The organism is Vibrio furnissii CIP 102972, from assembly GCF_000176175.1.
In the GTDB taxonomy this organism is placed as follows: domain Bacteria; phylum Pseudomonadota; class Gammaproteobacteria; order Enterobacterales; family Vibrionaceae; genus Vibrio; species Vibrio furnissii.
The window spans coordinates 1161781-1180101 of the sequence record NZ_ACZP01000014.1 but is presented as its reverse complement, the minus strand read 5'-3'; the positions used below and the strand labels follow the sequence as shown (position 1 = coordinate 1180101).

The window sequence follows — 18321 nt, the reverse complement described above, 5'->3', positions numbered from 1 at the left end:
CCCCTACGCGAAGAATTGATCAAGATGACGGAAGCGCTGCACGCTCTTTTCACACTCCACCTGAGTGCTATCGAGCTGCTGTTGCAGGTGTTGCAACGTTGCTTCCATCGCCGTGGGCAATTCGGGGTCGATAAAGTTATGAGGCAAAGCACCATGGAAACGCGAACGCACTTTGCGCAAATGGTGTTCAGCGTGCTGCAATTGGGTCACGGCTTGCTCAGCTTTCACCAACCAATCCTGATACACCGATTGGTCCAGCCCTTGCTGCGTCACAAGCGCGACCAGCACTGCGCGATTGGCAATGTCTTTTATCACCAAATTGTTGCTGGCATCGATATCAAAGCGCAGGCGGCACAAATTGGTGTTTTGGTTGACGTAACCGTACACATCGCCATGCCCTTCTTTGATCACGCGCTCCAGTTCGTTCTTCGGCACATAGACCCAGCGACTGTCGCCTTTTTCCGATTCCGAGACGGACATGTTGCTTTGCAGTAGCACCAGTTTGACCAGATCGTATGCCGAGCCCACTTTGTACGCTTTGGCATGGCTGATGTCATATTGATGAATCTGCTTTTTGAGTAGCCCCGTGGAGGTTTCCATCGACAACATCATGCCGAACTCCGACTCCAATTCATCTTGAATCGCCAGTAACTCCTCACGGCACAACTCGATTTGCTGTTCCACTTCCAATTGATCAAAGGCGTAGCGCAGCGCAAACTCGCGAATCACGTCGCGCACGACTTCACGCGATTCTGGGCTGTTCCATAAACAGTCTTGCAGCAGCAGCAAATCAAGCGGGTTAATGGCGTCGCGACCATTAAAGAACGCACTGGCTTTGAGCAGTTTGACAGCTTTTTTCCAGCGGCGATCCGACACATACATGTCGGCTTGCGGCAGATGGCTGCTCTCTACCGCGCTCTCAAGCATGTGCTTCAGCTGATAGAGCTTTTCAAACACATCGTCGCTTAAATCGAGTTTATCGAGCTGAGTTTGCCACTGATGATACTCTTCATCCGTGATGGCTAAGCCTTCAGGAATACGCGCTTCCTGCGGCGTACCCACCGTCAGCATCGATTTAAAATTCTGTTTGTTTTGAATCCGGTTGACGAACACGCGCACCAACATTCGGTCATACAGCGCTTCAAGGCCACTGTCTTCATCCGGCAGTTCGTTGGAGGCCGACACCAGCAGGCGCATTGGCACACGTTCGATATCGCTGCCGTTTTTAAAGGTTTTTTCGTTCACCACCGTCAGCAGGGTGTTGAGAATCGCAGGCCCGGCTTTCCAGATTTCATCCAGAAACACCACTTGTGCAGTCGGCAAGTAACCTTGCGTCAAGCGCACGTAGCGGCCATTGTCTTTCAGCTCTTGAATACTGAGCGGACCAAACACCTCTTCCGGGGTCGAAAATCGGGTCATCAAGTATTCAAAATAACTACTGTTATCAAAAGCTTGAATGAGTCGTTTGGCAATTAAACTTTTAGCAATCCCCGGAGGACCGAGTAGAAAGACGCTCTCGCCGGACAAGGCGGCAAGCAGACACAATTTGATGGTACCTTCACGTTCGTACACACCATCTGACAAGGCTTTGGCTAATTTATTGATACGTTCTGAGAGAAGCGCCTTTTGTGCGTGAGAAGCAGAAGACGGATTGATCATAGAATCGCTCCACGGCAGGCTTGGACATAATAAGAATAGTAGAGGGTTTTATACATTTGTTATCACTTTGTTACAAGTGTATTTTTATGGGGACGCCTCCTTATAACAGATCTCCTTTGCATGAAACCACACGCAATCAATGATTGCAAATTTGTGAGTCACTTCACCAATTAACCCTATATTAAACAAGGACTAACCCGAATCGCGTGTGCCAGTTGGCCACGGCATGGCGAAGCGACCAATCATCGCACAGATGCCATCGTCAGCTCAGATAGTGTTTGGGTTATGAAACCAAATTAAGGTAAGGTGACCAACAGCCTCCTCCATTGAGCCATGATAGTCACACGCAGTCATTCTTTAGCCTGACCCAATAATGCGATTACCCACGGATGACGACTATCACCAACCTGAAAGAAAGATTCGCATGAGCAAAACCATACATCGCTGGAAAACCATCGCATTGATTGAAGAAGATGTGCGCTTGCCCAACGGCCGCACTGTGGCGCACACCACGATTGAGCATCCGGGCGCGGCAGTAATCCTGCCGATCACCACTGACCACAAAATTGTAGTCATTCACCAATTTCGCCCATCGTTGAAAAAATGGTTGCTGGAATTGCCAGCAGGCACCATCGAAGACAATGAAGCCCCGCTCGACTGCGCTGCACGGGAACTAGAAGAAGAGACCGGTTACAGCGCGCAAGAATGGATTGAATTGGGCCAAGTGACACCACTGGCCGGATTCTGCGACGAAATTCAGTACCTTTATGTCGCCAAACAATTGAGTAAAACCGCGCGTTACGCCTGCGATGATGATGAAGTCATCGAAGTGCTGGAACTGACCATCGAAGAACTGGAACAGAAGATCATCGAAGGCGAAATTAGTGATTCAAAAACCATCGCGTGTTTAAGCAAAGCCAAGCTATGTGGCTATTTGTAACCCCATCCTTTAGTAAGCCATTTAATATTGTCAGCATCTAAACAAGGAGAAAAAATGGATTTTCGTTCTGATACAGTGACTCGTCCGACCCAAGCCATGCGCGATGCGATGGCACAAGCCCTTGTTGGTGATGATGTCTACGGCGATGACCCGACCGTCAATGCGCTGGAACAATGGGCCGCAGAGCGTCATGGGTTTGAAGCGGCGCTGTTTACCACCTCGGGTACCCAAGCCAACTTGTTGGGATTGATGTCTCACTGCGAACGCGGTGACGAATACTTATGTGGCCAGCAAGCCCACAACTACAAATATGAAGCGGGCGGCGCCGCGGTTCTTGGTTCCATTCAGCCACAGCCGATCGAAAACAACCCCGACGGTACGTTGGATTTCGACAAGCTCAAAGCAGCCATCAAGCCGGATGATTTTCACTTCGCTCGCACACGTTTGCTGAGCCTTGAAAACACCATAAACGGGAAAGTGTTGCCGCTCGACTACCTCAAGCAAGCGCGTGAGTTCGTCAACGCGAATCACCTCAAACTGCACTTGGATGGCGCGCGCGTCTACAACGCGGCCGTGGCATTGAATGTGGACATTCGCGACATCGCGCAATATTTTGATTCGATGACCATCTGTTTGTCGAAAGGCCTCAGCGCGCCGATTGGTTCGTTGTTGCTCGGCGATGCAGCCTTCATTCAAAAAGCCCGTCGCATTCGTAAAATGCTGGGCGGCGGCATGCGTCAAGCCGGCATCTTGGCTGCCGCAGGTCAACTCGCGCTCACTGAACAGGTCGCGCAACTGGCGACCGACCACGACAATGCGCAGCATCTGGCGCATGGCCTTGCGGCACTGCCGGGGTTTAACGTCAACCCAGACCATGTACAAACCAATATCGTGTTTGCCAAACTCGATCACCACCTCGATATTGAACACATTTGCCAACAGTTGAAACAGAAAGACATTTTGGTTTCCGCTGGCAATCCGGTGCGATTTGTCACTCATAAAGACGTAACTCGCAGCGATATTGACCAATTACTCGCAGAACTGGCCAAATTGCTGTAGAACCTGCTTGCGTCGCCCCTAGGGTGACGCTTTACAATAGGCGCACTTTTTCCATGGAGAATCAGATGCGCCTGTTATCCCTTTTTTCCTTGTTATGTCTCTCCCTCAATGCACAAGCCTTTGAAGGTGATCCCGTTCTTGGCCAACAAAAGGCACCCAGTTGCGTCTTTTGTCATGGCGCTGATGGAAAAGCGGTCAACGACAGCTACCCTAATCTCAAAGGTCAGCATGAGGCTTACCTTTTTTCATCCATGAAAGCTTACCAGCAGGGCGATCGCAAAGGACCGCTTGCGCTGATGATGCAAGCTCAATTGCAACGATTAAATGATAATGATTTGCGAGACATTGCTGCGTTTTATGCTTCGCAGAACGAGAATTGAGCATTCAATCATACGTGCAGCACGTTTTTCCGTGAAACTCCGTATCAGATCTGGTAAAACAACGGCCGACAAGGTGGACATAGAACAGCAATGACAGAAAAAAGACAGGGGCGCCGCAGCGCTCAAGACGCACAAAAAACCCGGTATCACATTCTCAAAGTGGCAGCAGCGATGTTTTGCGAGCTCGGCTATGCCCGTGTATCACTGCGCTCAATTAGTGAGAAGGCCGGTGTGTCGCACAGTCTGATTCGTCATCACTTTGGCAGCAAAGAGAAGATCTGGCACAGCATCAGTGACGGGCTGCATCTGTACATGCAACATTACATTCGTGAAGTGCTGGACCACATTCCCGATTCCACCCCGGCCAACATCAAACTCTATTCTTTCATCATGCGCCTGCTGGCACACGGGTTGATCATCAAGCAGCCCATGCAGTTAATTGCCGATGCCGTGCGCCAAGAAGATGCGCTATTTGACTACTTCATCGACACGGCCGGTGAACTCGAGTGCATGATTGAAGGTGTGGCAGCGCAATACAACCAAGAGTTTCCAGACACGCCCGTGCAAATTTGGGAATTCAAATGGCAGATGATCATGTACACCCACAGTGCGGCGAGCTTAACCCCATTTTTGAAAGAGACATGGTCGCGAGAAACCGACAGCTTGGATGAATGTTTGCTGCGCCACTGGCAGTTATTTAACGAGATCATGGTGCACAAATTCAATGTCCCGGATGACCAAGTATTGCGCCCGAAAGCCGTGAAAGATTTGGTGTACTCGCTCAACTACAACTGGGAAAAACATTGCGCCCAGATGTGCGAACTCAACGACGAAGAGGAATAGTGCGTCACGCACCGTGACAACACGATATTCTCGATATAGAAAAGGCTGCTCACGCAGCCTTTTTAGCATTTGAATGTCTTTGCGAACGCTTGCTCTCGTCTATGCATGCATTCGTAAATCAATCGCGGCTTAGCTTTTCTTGCCGCGATTGGCGTGAATTTTCAACTTCGCTTTCATTTTGCGTTTTTCCGCCGAACGGCTGTTGCGGCGCGGCGCTTGGCTTTCTTCGCTGACCACCACCGGTGAAGGCTCATACCCTTTCAGCCACTCTTGCGGCAGGCGTTTATCCAACAGGCGTTCAATCGCTTCCAGCAAAGGTTGTTCATCGTGGCTCATCAGCGATACCGCAAAACCCGCTTTGCCAGCGCGCCCGGTTCGGCCGATACGATGCACGTAATCTTCCGCCTTAAACGGCATATCAAAGTTCACCACTTGCTCTAACTGGGCAATATCGATACCGCGTGCCGCCACGTCGGTGGCGATCAATGCGCGAACTTTGCCGGATTTAAAATCATCCAACGCTTTTTGGCGCGCACCTTGGCTCTTATCCCCATTGATCGATGCCGCTTTAATTCCATCCAATTTCAATTCTTGCGCCAACGCATCACTGCCCTGCTTGGTGCGCGTAAACACCAACACCTGTTGCCAGTTGCGAGACCCGATCAGATATGCCAGCAGTTCACGTTTACGCTTTTTATCGACCGGATACACCATTTGTTCCACCGTGTCGGCGGTAGAGTTACTCGGCGCCACTTGAACTTCCACGGGGTTTTGCATCATGCGATGCGCGAATGCTTTGATCTTGCTATCAAAGGTCGCCGAGAAGAACAGCGTTTGACGTTCGTGCTGCATCTTGCGCAGCACACGTTGAATGTCAGGCATAAACCCCATGTCGAGCATGCGGTCGGCTTCATCCAGCACCAAAGCTTCCGCATTGCCCAAATAGAGTGTTTTCACATGAGCGTGATCCAGCAAACGACCGGGTGTTGCGATCAAAATATCGGCCCCGCCACGCAAATTCTGCTTTTGCACGTTCATGCTGGTACCACCATACGCGGTGACAATTTTCAGTTCACTGCCTTGCGCGTACGACTGTAAATTATCAAACACTTGCTGCGCCAGTTCACGAGTCGGTACCAATACCAAAGCGCGAATGTCTTTGCTATTGGGTTCCCGTTGCAACGGATGATCAACAAAACGCTGAATCAAGGGCAAACCAAACGCTGCCGTTTTGCCGGTGCCCGTTTGCGCGCCCGCCAATACATCTTTGCCTTCAAGCACATGGGGAATGGCTTGTGCCTGAATCTCGGTTGGCGTGTGAATACCAAGCGCAGACAAGCGTTCGACCAACGCGGGTGCGATGCCTAATGGAAGAAAAGGGGAAGATGGTGCGGACATGTCACTTACTCGAAAAACAATGGGCCGCGGATTGTATCAGACCTCGGCCAGTTTGGCTTTCTCTAATACGTCAGGGTACAGGGTAGCAAAAAGCGCATTCAGGGGCTGGTAATGGCGCTGCATGCTATCAAAGCAGTGAGCAAGCGGCGCCATACGCGGACTGCGTTGCGACATTCGCTGCAACGCAAACTCAATATTGTCAAAATCGGCATACGATTCCAGCCAGCGCCCCTGCCACATGTGCGTCGACACACGAGTAAAGCGCTCAGGCAGAACCGCCGGATGGGCACGTTGTACCCGTTGCTGTGCTTGATTGACAAACGAGCGTAGTGACAATGAATGGTATTGTCGCCACTCGTTTGCCAAGCAGTGATCCCAGAACATATCCAGCGCAATCGGCGCAAAGCGGCGCGTTTGTGAGGGGAAATAGGCCTTGGCCTGTTGCATCACGGGGTGGCTGTCGGTGTAGGCGTCGACCAGACGGTGCAAGCGAATACCACGCGCAATCTCCGTCGAGAACTGCGTATCCGGATCGCCTTTGACGAAATCACCTAACAAGTTACCCAGCAGGCTGCTGTGGCAGTAGTCCGCAATGTGCAAATGGGCTAGATAGTTCATGCTCTAAAAGACAACTATTTCAGTTGGCTTCTCTGATGGGATTATTGAAGACAGAAATCGTCACCGACTTCTTCGCGAGTCGCTTCGTACTCGGATAGATCAAAGCCAATTTCGAGCGCATCAAGCAGCTCGAGACAATCATCTTGTTGGTATGTTGTTTGGTCACTCATTTTGACCTCCTTTATCATGCAACGGGAATTGCATCCCGTTTCCTTTCTAAACTGCTTCCATGACACGACGATGAAATTCAAGCGTCATTTTGCAGCGAAGTAAGATCTTTATCATAGGATGTGCAACTGCGCTAGTCCTTTCTTTCCCAGCCAATCCCCTATATCAAGATAAATGTAATTATAAGTTTACACTTGTGGATTTTTATTTTTACAAACCCGTTGACCAGAACCCATAACTCCTACAAAATAGCCAAAAACCAGCGAATGAATGTCGAATATTTGTTCAAAATTCGCACAATGCACTTATGCAATCACAATAATCGTACAGATAAGTTTACATTATGATGAAATCAAAGCTTTTAGGCAGTACTTTGATTATCGCTGGCACCACGATTGGTGCTGGTATGCTGGCGCTGCCGCTAGCGTCCGCCGGGATCGGCTTCTCAACCTCACTGATGATCATGTTCGCTTTGTGGGCCATGATGGCATTTACCGCTTTGTTGATGGTCGAAATCCACCAATACGCCGATAAAGACGCCACCCTGCACACCTTGGCGAAACAGATCCTTGGCCGTAAAGGCAAATGGGTCGCGACCTTTGCGATGCTGTTCCTTTTCTACGCACTTTGCGCAGCATACATTGCAGGCGGCGGCGCACAATTCACCAGCCGGATTGGTGAACTGACGGGTTTGGAAGTCAATGGCCCAACGGGCACCTTGATCTTCACGTTGATCGTGGCTGCGGTGGTAACCATCGGCACTGGCACGGTAGACCGCGTGAACCGTTTGCTGTTTGCCGGAAAAATGGTGGCCATGGTGATGGTATTGACCTTTCTTGCGCCAAATGTCAGCCAATCTTACCTACTGAGCATGCCGCTGGGCCAAGGGTTGGTGATTGCATCCATTCCCGTCATCTTCACCTCGTTTGGTTTCCACGGCAGTATTCCTGCAATCGTGAACTACTTGGATGGTCACACACCTTCCTTGCGTAAAGCGATTGTGATTGGGTCTGCGATTCCGCTGATCATTTATGTGTTCTGGCAAATTGTGACATTGGGTGTGATCAGCCAACCACAACTGGTTGAAAACGCAGGGCTCAGCGCGCTGATTGGCACGTTGTCGCAAACCGTTCATCAATCTAATTTGGGTAATGTGATTGGCATCTTCGCTGATTTGGCACTGCTGACTTCTTTCCTTGGCGTGAGCTTGGGTCTGTTTGAATTCATGGGCGATACCATCCGTAAAAAAGACGGCAATATGAACCGAATGGTGGCATCTCTGGCCACATTTGTTCCACCGTTGATGTTTGCCCTCTTCTACCCACAAGGCTTCATTATGGCACTGGGGTATGCAGCCATCGCACTGGCGGTGCTGGCGATTTTCCTGCCATTGATGATGGTGTCTCGTGTGCGTCGTCAAAGCAAAGAAGGCACCTATTACCAAGTGATGGGGGGAACACCTGCCCTTGCAATCACTGGTGTGGTGGGCATTCTGATTGTAGGCGCGCAGTTGCTTATCACCATTGGCGTGTTACCGTCACTGGGATAAGCACACACGCAAGCTGGCACCCAAAAGGCGAATACTCGGTATTCGCCTTTTTTGATTGCATGGTTTGGCTACACGGTTTGATTGAATACGATTTATTTGACAAAAGTCTCAATTGTATCATTCGATCAACACCTATTGCATAAATTTATGTTGGATAGAACACCTTCGGCGTTAGGATAGAGTTCGTCTATTCAAATCTATTTTTAGCACCGGAGTTACCATGAAAGAAGTTCAATTCAGGACGATTGACCGCGTGTTCATTAAGATGTCGATCAACGACAAAATGTGGGCCATCGTCGTCCTCTTTCTGACCGCGTTAACTGCCATTGCTGGCGCTCGTTACTTCGACACGCTGACGCGTTTTGAAGCGCAATCCAAACTGGCTGTGGAATACAAATTACAAGGCATCTTGAGTCACCCTGATGTCACCACCCTTCCTGGGCTGCAAACCCGCACGAACACGGCTGAAACCACCTATAATAATGGCCGAGTCACCGCAACAGCCACCGCCGCCAACGGCAAAGTCTATGCATTGAGCGACGATTTCAGCCGCGAAGCGGCGCAAGTGCGCTCACAAGCACTGACCTCGTTCTTGCTCTCTTACCTGTGGACGTTGCCTTTTGCCCTCTTCGTTTACTGGGTGGCCACGTTCATTGGCGGCGCTTTGTGGGTTCTCTACAGCACCACGCTGAAAATTGCTGAGGGGGATTTAACATCGCGCTTGGGCTTCCACCCGGGTCGTGACGAATTCGGCACCATTGGTTGTGCGTTGGACAACGCCATGGACACGCTGACCGACTTGGTGGTTTCGGTGAAAGACAACGCTTCAACCTTGAGCGAAACATCGAACTCGTTTGCCAACGAGATGAAAGAGAGCGAAACGCAAATTCAAAACCAATATGCGTCGCTTGATTCAGTGGCAACCGCCATGGAAGAGATGACCGCTTCCGCGCAAGAAGTCTCCGGCATTTCTCAGCAAGCGACTCAGCAAGCCGAACAAGATGCCAAACAGGTGGAACGTGGCCGTCAACGTGTTCAGCAAGCCATCCACGAAATTGAGCAGCTTTCGCGTTTTATTTCACAAACCTCATCATCGGTCTCCACGCTCAATGACAATGCGATTCAGATTAACGAAGTGATCACCACCATCAACGCGATTTCAGAGCAAACCAACCTGTTGGCACTCAACGCGGCGATCGAAGCAGCGCGCGCGGGTGAGCAAGGCCGTGGCTTTGCCGTGGTGGCAGATGAAGTTCGTACGCTGGCCAGCCGCACTCAAGCCGCAACGGTCGAGATTCAATCGATGATTGAAAAACTGCAAACCGAGAGCCAGAACATTGCGAAGATGACCCAACAAACGGTCAGCCAAGCAGAAAGCAGCAACACGCTGGTGGCAGAAATCGGTCAAGACATCAATCTGATCGCCGAGTCGGCGCAGATGATCAACGACATGAGTATTCAGATCTCGACCTCGGCAGAAGAGCAAAGCTCGGTGGCCAACGATATCGCCTCTGAACTGAGTGACATTCGCGCGCAGTCGAACACCATTCGCACCGTGGCGCAGCAATCATCAACAGGGATTGCCAATATCGCTCAAGCGACGCGTAATCTGGGGCAAACGCTGCAGCGCTATCGCACGAACTAAGACCTTGCTTCTCCGCATCCACAAACGCGGAGAATCATGATCGATAGAAAAATGTTGATAGTAAAAAAGCCAGTCATTCGACTGGCTTTTTCTTTGCTTTGCACTGTGCGAAGAGCCACAATATCAGGACAAAGGCGATGAGGACATGACGCAAGCGAATGCGTCCAGCGCCTTACGCGTCAGGATAACCTTGCGGGTTGTGAGACTGCCAACGCCAAGTATCTTGCGTCATCTCTTCCAAAGTACGGGTCGCTTTCCAGCCCAGCTCTTGCTGCGCTTTGCGCGGATCAGCCCAGCACTCCGCGATGTCGCCCGGACGACGTTCCACCAACTTGTAAGGCACCGCTTTATTGGAGGCGATTTCAAACGCTTTCACCATGTCTAGCACGCTGTAGCCATTGCCTGTACCCAGGTTGTAGATGTGCAAACCAGATTTCTCACCCACTTTTTGTAGTGCTGCGATGTGGCCATCCGCCAGGTCCATCACGTGGATGTAATCGCGCACGCCTGTGCCATCTTTGGTTGGGTAGTCGCTACCAAACACAGAGAGAAACTCACGACGACCGACCGCCACTTGCGAAACAAACGGCATCAAGTTATTTGGAATCCCTTGGGGATCTTCGCCCAATTCACCCGATGGATGCGAACCTACAGGGTTGAAGTAACGCAGCAGTGTAATACTCCAGTCTGGGTTGGCCTTTTGGAAATCCGTCAGGCACTCTTCCACCATCAATTTGCTTCGACCATACGGGTTGGTCGCACTGGTGGGGAAATCTTCGGTAATTGGCACTGATGCCGGATCGCCATACACCGTCGCCGACGAGCTAAACACCAGTGATTTGACGCCTGCTTCACGCATGGCATCCACCAGCACCAATGTTCCGTTGACGTTGTTATCGTAGTATTCCAACGGCTTTTGAACCGATTCACCCACGGCTTTCAGGCCCGCAAAATGAATCACCGATTGAATGTGGTAACGCTTCATCACCTCAACCAACAGCGCTTTATCACGAATATCGCCTTCGATAAATTGAGGACGGACGCCCGCAACTTTCTCAATGCGCGCCAACACGCTGGCTTTGCTGTTGTAGAGGTTGTCCAGAATCACAGGGGTCATGCCAGCAGCAATCATTTGAATGCATGTGTGGCTGCCGATATAGCCCATGCCGCCGGTTACTAAAACGTTCATACCTAGCCTCCTTAGAATTTAAGGCTATTGTAACGACACTAGCCCCTGAAATCACTTAGGAATTCAGGGTTCTTTGCCTTGTATGATCCATGAGAATGTAACGTCCTTTACCCGCACATTTTGCTTGATACATAGCGCTGTCGGCCGATTTCATCACGGTGTCCAAATCGAGATTGGCGTCATCCACATAATAAACCCCCATGCTCGCGCCGACACGCAGCACTTGCCCGCGGTAGACCATGTCCTGCGCAATGACGGTCAGCAGTCGATTAGCAAGATGAGTGACACTGTCACGCTCACTAGGATAGATCACCAACACGAATTCATCCCCAGACAGACGCGCAACCAGATCGTGACTGCGAACTTGAGACAACAAACGCTCTGACACCTGCTTGAGCACTTCATCGCCCGCATCGTGGCCAAATGAATCATTCACCTGTTTGAAGCCATCCAAATCAAGGTATATCAATGCAAACGGTACCAGCGTGTTGTGGTTGCTCGCCAAAATATCCTCCACCACACGATACAGTTCCGAGCGGTTGGCAAGGCCGGTGAGCGAGTCGTGATGCGCCAGGTAAGCAAGCCGCTCCATCTCTTTGATGTTGGACAGATCGGAAATCATAAACACCATGTCATCGTCGTGCGGCGCTTCCGGCAATGAGATGCGATTCACTTTGATGAGCAGCGGCACAAGGTGCCCGTCCTGATGCTGTTCCCACACTTCCCCTTGCCAATGCCCTTGCGCCGCCACGGCCTCAGTAATCGCCGGCATGAGCAATGAAAGCTGCCGCCACGCCACGCTGTGTCGCAGGGGTTGATCGAGCAACGCGTCGCGATGATAGCCTATCAACTGCGATACCGCGGGGTTTAGGAGCGTGATGTCCCCTTGCGCATTGAGCACCATCAACCCATCTTGACTGTTCTCAAACACAGCGGCCGCCAAGCGCTGACGACGCCTTGCGATCTCGATTTGGGTGACATCTTGAATCGCGAACAAAGTTTGCCCGTCACGCGATAAAGCTCGGCTGCCCACACGCAACAGCAGCGGTTGGCTGCGCACATCCGTGGCCACCACCAGTTGTTCATCCAGTTGCGTTTCGTTGCGAATGGCCGCTTGGATGACGTCAAGCTGATCCGTTTTCAACACATGCAGTAAATTGGCCCCCCGCAAATACGCGCGGGTACATTTGAACACGTGATTGGCGGCATCGTTGGCGTGAAGAATCATCCCCATAGCGTCCACCACCACCAGCGCGTGCTGCACTGTATCGACCACTTCGTTGGCAAATGACTTTTCTTGTTCAAGTTTGTCGAGCGTAAACAACACCTGTCGTTCACGTTGATCGAGCTTGTCGAGCATGGTGTTGAACGCCTGCACCAGATGGCCGATTTCATCGTCGGCGCGGCGGACCAAGGTCTGACGGCGTTCTTGGCGTTCGATGTAGGCCTGCACTGCTTGATTGAGCGCCAAAACGGGCGACAGAATCATCCGCTGCGCCATCCAATAGAGAATCAAACCGCCCATAAACAGCAGCGAGAAAAAGAAGGTCGCGTTATACATCGCCGATTGATAGAGCTGCGCAATCGACTGTTTGGAGATGATGACGCGCAGCGATGCCCCATGTGTTTCATCAATCACAACGGGAACCCGCAAATAAATGTAGTCCTCACTGATGGCGTATTGCTGGCGTTGAATCTGCTCGCGCTGCTGCGCATTGGGGATCGGCGCACTGCTGTCATAGCGTTCATACATGGCAAACAGCTGTTCAGCCGCGTCATACAGTTTGACGCGCACCACGTCTTTGTCAGCCGAAAACGCCGACAGCACTTCCTGTGCGGCCAATTGATCGTCAAACACCATCGCAGCTTGCAGATTGTACGCCACCCCTTTCGACAACACGTTCACCCGCTCAATCAGGTTCGTTTGTCGCAATTGAGTCCCGGTGTACAACCCAAAGCCCTGCGCAATCACAAAGATGAGCGTCATCAGCATAAAAATGGGCAGCAGCAACTTGGTGCGCAGTGAGAGTTCACTCATCGCGCCGAGCCCTGTCGCCGTGTGACCGAGAGCTTGAGGTCAATATCAACGCAAATCGCTGAATCATGGGTCCTTCGTGAGTCGTTGTGTGGGTCGGTATGAAGATAAAGATAGGCATAATCGGCCACGAACGTGACACTTTAAATGCAACAAAGTGACTAATACCCGCGCTTATTTTGAACTAACGCACATTATTTAGCCGCTACGCACTGTTTACCGGTTTAACGTGTACCGACTTTTGACATCGTATTCGCGGCGACGCATCACGATGCGATTTCAAACTTCACTCAACCGATGTCGTTCTACTGATGTTGCTCTGTGGCATGTTTGAGTCGATGAAGCTGACCCAATGCAAAGAATTCATCGCCGAATTTTCCTATCCGTTTTCGGTTCACTATTCTTAAAAAGAGCAACGTAAACCTCTGGACAAACGGCTGAGAAACCGGAGACTGCATAGACATCATCAATGCATGCTTTCACGGTGTGCCATGCAGCATGGCAGCACATTCGCCGTGGCCAATACAACAAGGATATGGAATCCGGTGACGACACGAACAATCAAACTCAACTGCGACATGGGCGAAAGTTTTGGCGCTTGGACCATGGGCGCAGACCACCTCGTGATGCCTTATGTCGACATGGCAAACATTGCCTGTGGATTCCACGCGTCCGATCCGCATGTGATGAGCAAAACCATCGATATGGCGCTGCAACATGATGTGATGATTGGCGCCCATCCGGGTTACCCTGATTTGCAAGGCTTTGGCCGCCGCTCTATGGCATTCAACGATGAAGAGATCTGCGAGATTTTGATCTATCAAATTGGTGCATTGAAAGCCTTGTGTGAAAGCAAAAATGCCGAACTGAGTTACGTCAAACCCCACGGCGCGTTGTACAACGACATGATGCGGGACAAAACGGTGTTTCGGGCGGTGGTCGATGCCGTCTCGGTGTTCAATGTGCCGCTGATGATCCTCGCCTCATCCAACAATCAAGATTATCTTGATATCGCGGATCGTTACGATGTACCGTTGTTATTTGAAGCATTTGCCGATCGTACCTACCTGGCCAACGGCACACTCACCCCGCGCTCGATGCCCAATGCGGTGCTCAAAACCGAGGATGCCATTCTGAGCCAAGTGCAACAGATCGCCAAATACGGCAAGGTCACCAGTGCCGATGGTTTTGTCATTCCCATTGAAGCCGATACGCTGTGTGTTCATGGCGACAATGACGAAGCCATTGCCCTCATTGCGAAGATTCGCGATCAACTTGAGAGATAAAAAAAGGATTTTAATTGCGACTGAATTACGCCATTGAGCCGGTTGCCGAAAACAGCCTGCTGATTCGTTTTGAGCATCAAGCGCATGCCGCGTTGTCCGTCACCATCGGAGAAATCGCCAAACGAATTCGTCTAACACTGGGGGACTACGTGATGAACGTGACGCCCTCCTACACCACCATTCTGATTGATTACTTGCCCTACCGCATCGCGCCAAGTTCATTCGCGAAACGGGTGATTCAGTGCGTCGAAAAAGCCAGCCTTACGGATGCGCAACCTTCGGCGCCAGTGGAACTGCCCGTGTATTATCACCCAGAGGTTAGCCCGAATTTGGCGCTGTATCAGCAGCAAGGGTTAAGCGTCGACGACGTGATTGCCCTACACACCCGCCCAACGTATACCGTGTGCGCCATCGGATTTGCGCCGGGATTTGCATTTATGACCGATGTAGCCGAGCCGTTGCGCCGCCCACGCCATGCGACGCCAAGGCTTTCGCTGCCCGCCGGTAGCGTCGCCATTGCCGAGCAGCAAACAGCCGTCTACCCGAACGCTTCACCGGGCGGATGGAATGTCATCGGCAACTGTCCACTGCCGCTTTTCACGCCCAACCACTCGCCTATGCTGCCTTGGGAAATCGGCAGCCAAGTGACATTCCGCGCCATTGCGCGCGATGAGTTTTTAGCACTCGGCGGCATCATTGCGCCAGCACAGTTTCAAGCGGGAGGTGAACGATGAACGCCTGCATTCACGTGATCAAGCCCGGGCAACTGAGCTTGATTCATGATTTCGGCCGTTTTGGCCTCAGCCATTTGGGCATCTCGCAATCAGGGCCAGTGGATGATTATGCCTACAGTTGGGCGAACCATTTATTGGGCAACCCGGTAAACGCGCCCACTTTAGAAATCACCTTAGGCCAAGCCGAATTTGAGATTCAACACCCGTGTCAATTGGCCCTCACCGGCGGAGATTTGGCCGCAACCCTCGATGGCGAGCCTTTGACGAACTGGTGTACGTTTCGCGCGCAAAAAGGGCAACGCCTGAAGTTTGCCCTGCCGCGCAATGGCCTGCGTGCTTATTTGGCGGTGCGCGGTGGCTTCTTGGTTGAACAACATCTGGGCAGTGTATCGACGGTGAAAAAAGAGACTTTGGGCGGTCTGCATCGCGACGGGCGCGCTCTATTGGCCGGTGATGCACTCTATTTCGACTCGCATCCGTTGGACAATAAGCCGCTGCAAATGACGTTTCGTCTCAAACCGGATTACAACTTGCCGCTACGGTTACGGGTCATTGAAGGCTATCAGAATGACTGGTTTGACAAAGAGAGTTTGCACACCTTTTTTACGCGCACTTACACCGTCAGTCAGCACGCCGACCGCATGGGCTATCGCTTGACGGGCCCAGAAGTGCCTCCGCCCACCGAACCGATCTTGTCTGAGGGAATTGCGCTGGGTGCGATTCAAATTCCTCCCGACGGACAACCCATCGTGCTATTAAATGATCGCCAAACCCTCGGCGGCTACCCGAAAATAGGCTGCGTGGCGAAAATCGATCTGCCGCGATTGGCGCAAGCCAAACCCGGGCAAAGCGTGCGCTTTGTGAAAGGAGATTTAGAAGGTCTGCAAGATGTGTGGTGCCAATGGGCGCGCTTCTTTGGTTACTGATCGGCTCACGGTGACTGGCGACCCAGTGACAGCGACATCGGCATGACATCGACAAAAAAGCCCTGATCAATCAGGGCTTTTATATGTCTATCACAGCTTGTCTCGCAAGGTTACGCCATGCCGACCACTTTCGCCAGCGCGGCTGGGTAGCCACGTTCTTGCGCCAATTGCAACGCTTTACACTCCACCTGCGCTGCGGAAAGGCTCATGCTGACTGGATGCTGCGCCTCAATAGACGCTGCGGCATCTTCATTCGTCAGTTGCCACTCAGAGACAATTTTTCTCGCCGCTTCAAGTGCAGAGGAGCCTTTCACCACTTCAATGCGCGCATAATGATGGGCTTCAAAGGTCACATCAGCGGCTCGCAACGTGGCGTCATCGCCCGGGATCTGCTGCGCGCCAAACAGCGGCTTTCCGCCCACTTCGGCTCGAGCAAACGCGGGCACAAACTGACTCATATGTTCAATGGCGCGCTGCGTACGCTCACGCGTCGCATCCGCTTGCCAGCCTTGCGTGATCTTGTGAGTCAAGTATTCGGGCAATTCTGGCTGTGATGACATGCCGTTGGACGCCACCAAGCCATCATCAAAGAGTGTGATGCCTTGCGTCATGCCGTGCAATTGGAAAACACCATCCGCATACGGGGTGAGCTGCGCCATACCTTGCGGCGTGCCACGTGGCCCGTGGAAGATCACTTCCGGCCACTGCTGCTGACATTGCGGCCAGTGCGTCACGTAAGCGGCCTTAAACTCCACCAATCGCTGACGCTGAAAATGGGTCATGTCATCCACGGTTCCAGTTTCAAAGCCGCACGCGTTGATCAAGTAATCACACACCAACTGGTGTTGATGGCCGTCGGCATCCTGATACGTCAGTTGCCACTGGCCATCCACAAACGCCGATGCGATCAAGGTCGCGTGGGTCAAAACCTGACAGTTACTCAGCGACGCCAGCACCAGTTCCGCGCTGGCCGCTAAGCGAAACACGCTCCAGCCGTACTCTTGCACCGCAACCACCGGATACTTCAGCGCGGAAAGATCCGCATGCTGCGCAAACGGGATCAACCACTCCGCCATCGTGGTCGGGTTGTGTGGCTGCGTCTGGGTTGCTAACGCTTCCAGTTCCGCACGTTCAAACGTTTGATAGTAATCTTGCGGCGCGCCCAGAATCTCATTGCGAGGATCGTCGTTCACCAGCGCCTGATATGCGCTCTGAATCGCCACCAATCGAGGCAAAATATCCTGCGGTTGACCCGGGTCCGAATGTGGCACCGCAATCACTGTCGGGCGTTTATTCAACGTATGAGGATACAGCCGAACGGTTTCGATCGACTGTCTTAATAATTCGATGCACTGCTGCTGAGAAATTTCGCGGTACAAGTTGCCGCCTGCATGCAAGTGACAAATAGGAGGGCCATTGACTAAACCCGGCCCTTTTTCCAACAGCAGCACATTGAGCCCTAACTCACTCATGTGAACTGCTGCGGTCGCCCCCGCAACACCACCACCAATGATAGCGACGCTGGGTGACACGGTATTTGGCGTTGTTTGTAACATGTCGCTGCCGATCGTCATTTATTCGCTGCTTATTCTAATGCTTGTAAAACGCTATGAAAATCACATTTTTTACGCGGTCTTCATTCAAGAACGACTCATTTATGTCGTCAATTTTTTTGTTACTACCCATCAATAGAGCTGGATCACTCTCTGAACAAATCAAGACAAAAAAAGCAAAAAAAAGCTTGACTCATTATTGCCAAAACCGCGTTTTCAGCCCCTTGTGCATAACGAAGGGTCTGGATCCTACGGCGGCACGGGGCTGGCGCGAAACTGTGAGTTATTAACAGGCTGAGTTATCCCAAACTTTATCCACTGTTTTTGTGGATAACTAAA

Annotated in this window: 16 protein-coding genes; 9 read left to right on the top strand and 7 right to left on the bottom strand. The window is 51.6% G+C overall.

The window, feature by feature from the left end:
* Window positions 1-3: 3 nt before the first annotated feature.
* Window positions 4-1659 (bottom strand): ATPase RavA domain-containing protein, encoded by a 1656-nt coding sequence (locus VFA_RS15520; RefSeq protein WP_004727808.1) that lies wholly within the window; start codon window positions 1657-1659, stop codon window positions 4-6.
* A gap of 424 nt (window positions 1660-2083) precedes the next feature.
* Here VFA_RS15520 and VFA_RS15515 point away from each other — a divergent pair, with 424 nt between their 5' ends.
* The 4 genes from VFA_RS15515 to VFA_RS15500 all read left to right on the top strand — a co-directional run bounded on the left by VFA_RS15515 (window position 2084) and on the right by VFA_RS15500 (window position 4881).
* Window positions 2084-2599, top strand: coding sequence for an NUDIX hydrolase (locus VFA_RS15515; RefSeq protein WP_004727807.1), 516 nt, complete (start codon window positions 2084-2086; stop codon window positions 2597-2599).
* A gap of 54 nt (window positions 2600-2653) precedes the next feature.
* Window positions 2654-3658, top strand: coding sequence for a low-specificity L-threonine aldolase (ltaE, locus tag VFA_RS15510; RefSeq protein ID WP_004727806.1), 1005 nt, complete (start codon window positions 2654-2656; stop codon window positions 3656-3658).
* A gap of 65 nt (window positions 3659-3723) precedes the next feature.
* Window positions 3724-4038 carry a c-type cytochrome gene (locus tag VFA_RS15505; RefSeq protein ID WP_004727805.1) on the top strand — a complete coding sequence of 105 codons (315 nt, stop codon included), beginning with the start codon at window positions 3724-3726 and terminating at the stop codon, window positions 4036-4038.
* 90 nt (window positions 4039-4128) lie between these two features.
* On the top strand, window positions 4129-4881 hold the full coding sequence (locus tag VFA_RS15500; RefSeq protein WP_004727804.1) for a TetR/AcrR family transcriptional regulator: 753 nt from the start codon (window positions 4129-4131) through the stop codon (window positions 4879-4881).
* A gap of 129 nt (window positions 4882-5010) precedes the next feature.
* Here the strand turns inward: VFA_RS15500 and VFA_RS15495 are convergent, their stop codons facing one another.
* From VFA_RS15495 to VFA_RS24170, 3 genes are read right to left on the bottom strand one after another with little or no spacing between them, the layout of a single operon-like run.
* On the bottom strand, window positions 5011-6279 hold the full coding sequence (locus VFA_RS15495) for a DEAD/DEAH box helicase (protein ID WP_004727803.1): 1269 nt from the start codon (window positions 6277-6279) through the stop codon (window positions 5011-5013).
* 36 nt (window positions 6280-6315) lie between these two features.
* Window positions 6316-6897 carry an acyl carrier protein phosphodiesterase gene (locus VFA_RS15490; protein WP_004727802.1) on the bottom strand — a complete coding sequence of 194 codons (582 nt, stop codon included), beginning with the start codon at window positions 6895-6897 and terminating at the stop codon, window positions 6316-6318.
* A 41-nt stretch (window positions 6898-6938) separates the two neighbouring features.
* A complete protein-coding gene (locus VFA_RS24170) occupies window positions 6939-7067 on the bottom strand; it encodes a hypothetical protein (protein ID WP_004727801.1) in 129 nt (42 codons plus the stop codon).
* Window positions 7068-7408: 341 nt separating this feature from the next.
* Between VFA_RS24170 and VFA_RS15485 the strand changes: the two genes are divergently transcribed.
* Together VFA_RS15485 and VFA_RS15480 are read left to right on the top strand one after the other, a co-directional pair.
* On the top strand, window positions 7409-8614 hold the full coding sequence (locus VFA_RS15485; protein WP_004727800.1) for an aromatic amino acid transport family protein: 1206 nt from the start codon (window positions 7409-7411) through the stop codon (window positions 8612-8614).
* A gap of 220 nt (window positions 8615-8834) precedes the next feature.
* Complete coding sequence (locus VFA_RS15480; protein WP_004727799.1) at window positions 8835-10259, top strand: methyl-accepting chemotaxis protein; 1425 nt, start codon at window positions 8835-8837, stop codon at window positions 10257-10259.
* Between the two features lie 172 nt (window positions 10260-10431).
* On the opposite strand, the gene galE is transcribed toward VFA_RS15480, so the two are convergent.
* On the bottom strand, window positions 10432-11448 hold the full coding sequence (gene galE, locus VFA_RS15475) for a UDP-glucose 4-epimerase GalE (protein WP_004727798.1): 1017 nt from the start codon (window positions 11446-11448) through the stop codon (window positions 10432-10434).
* 55 nt (window positions 11449-11503) lie between these two features.
* Entirely contained in the window at window positions 11504-13486 is a 1983-nt protein-coding gene (locus tag VFA_RS15470; RefSeq protein ID WP_004727797.1) for a diguanylate cyclase, read from the bottom strand.
* A gap of 542 nt (window positions 13487-14028) precedes the next feature.
* Here VFA_RS15470 and VFA_RS15465 point away from each other — a divergent pair.
* From VFA_RS15465 to VFA_RS15455, 3 genes are read left to right on the top strand one after another with little or no spacing between them, the layout of a single operon-like run.
* Window positions 14029-14769: a 5-oxoprolinase subunit PxpA gene (locus tag VFA_RS15465; RefSeq protein WP_014258135.1), complete on the top strand. Its 741-nt coding sequence runs from the start codon at window positions 14029-14031 to the stop codon at window positions 14767-14769.
* A gap of 14 nt (window positions 14770-14783) precedes the next feature.
* The gene (locus VFA_RS15460) at window positions 14784-15503 is read left to right on the top strand and encodes a 5-oxoprolinase subunit B family protein (RefSeq protein ID WP_004727794.1); all 720 of its coding nucleotides are present in this window, start codon (window positions 14784-14786) and stop codon (window positions 15501-15503) included.
* The gene (locus VFA_RS15455; protein WP_004727793.1) at window positions 15500-16429 is read left to right on the top strand and encodes a 5-oxoprolinase subunit C family protein; all 930 of its coding nucleotides are present in this window, start codon (window positions 15500-15502) and stop codon (window positions 16427-16429) included. The genes VFA_RS15460 and VFA_RS15455 overlap by 4 nt, the downstream gene beginning before the upstream one ends.
* Window positions 16430-16539: 110 nt before the next feature.
* Here the strand turns inward: VFA_RS15455 and VFA_RS15450 are convergent, their stop codons facing one another.
* The gene (locus VFA_RS15450) at window positions 16540-17985 is read right to left on the bottom strand and encodes an FAD-dependent oxidoreductase (protein ID WP_038152326.1); all 1446 of its coding nucleotides are present in this window, start codon (window positions 17983-17985) and stop codon (window positions 16540-16542) included.
* Window positions 17986-18321: the final 336 nt, after the last annotated feature.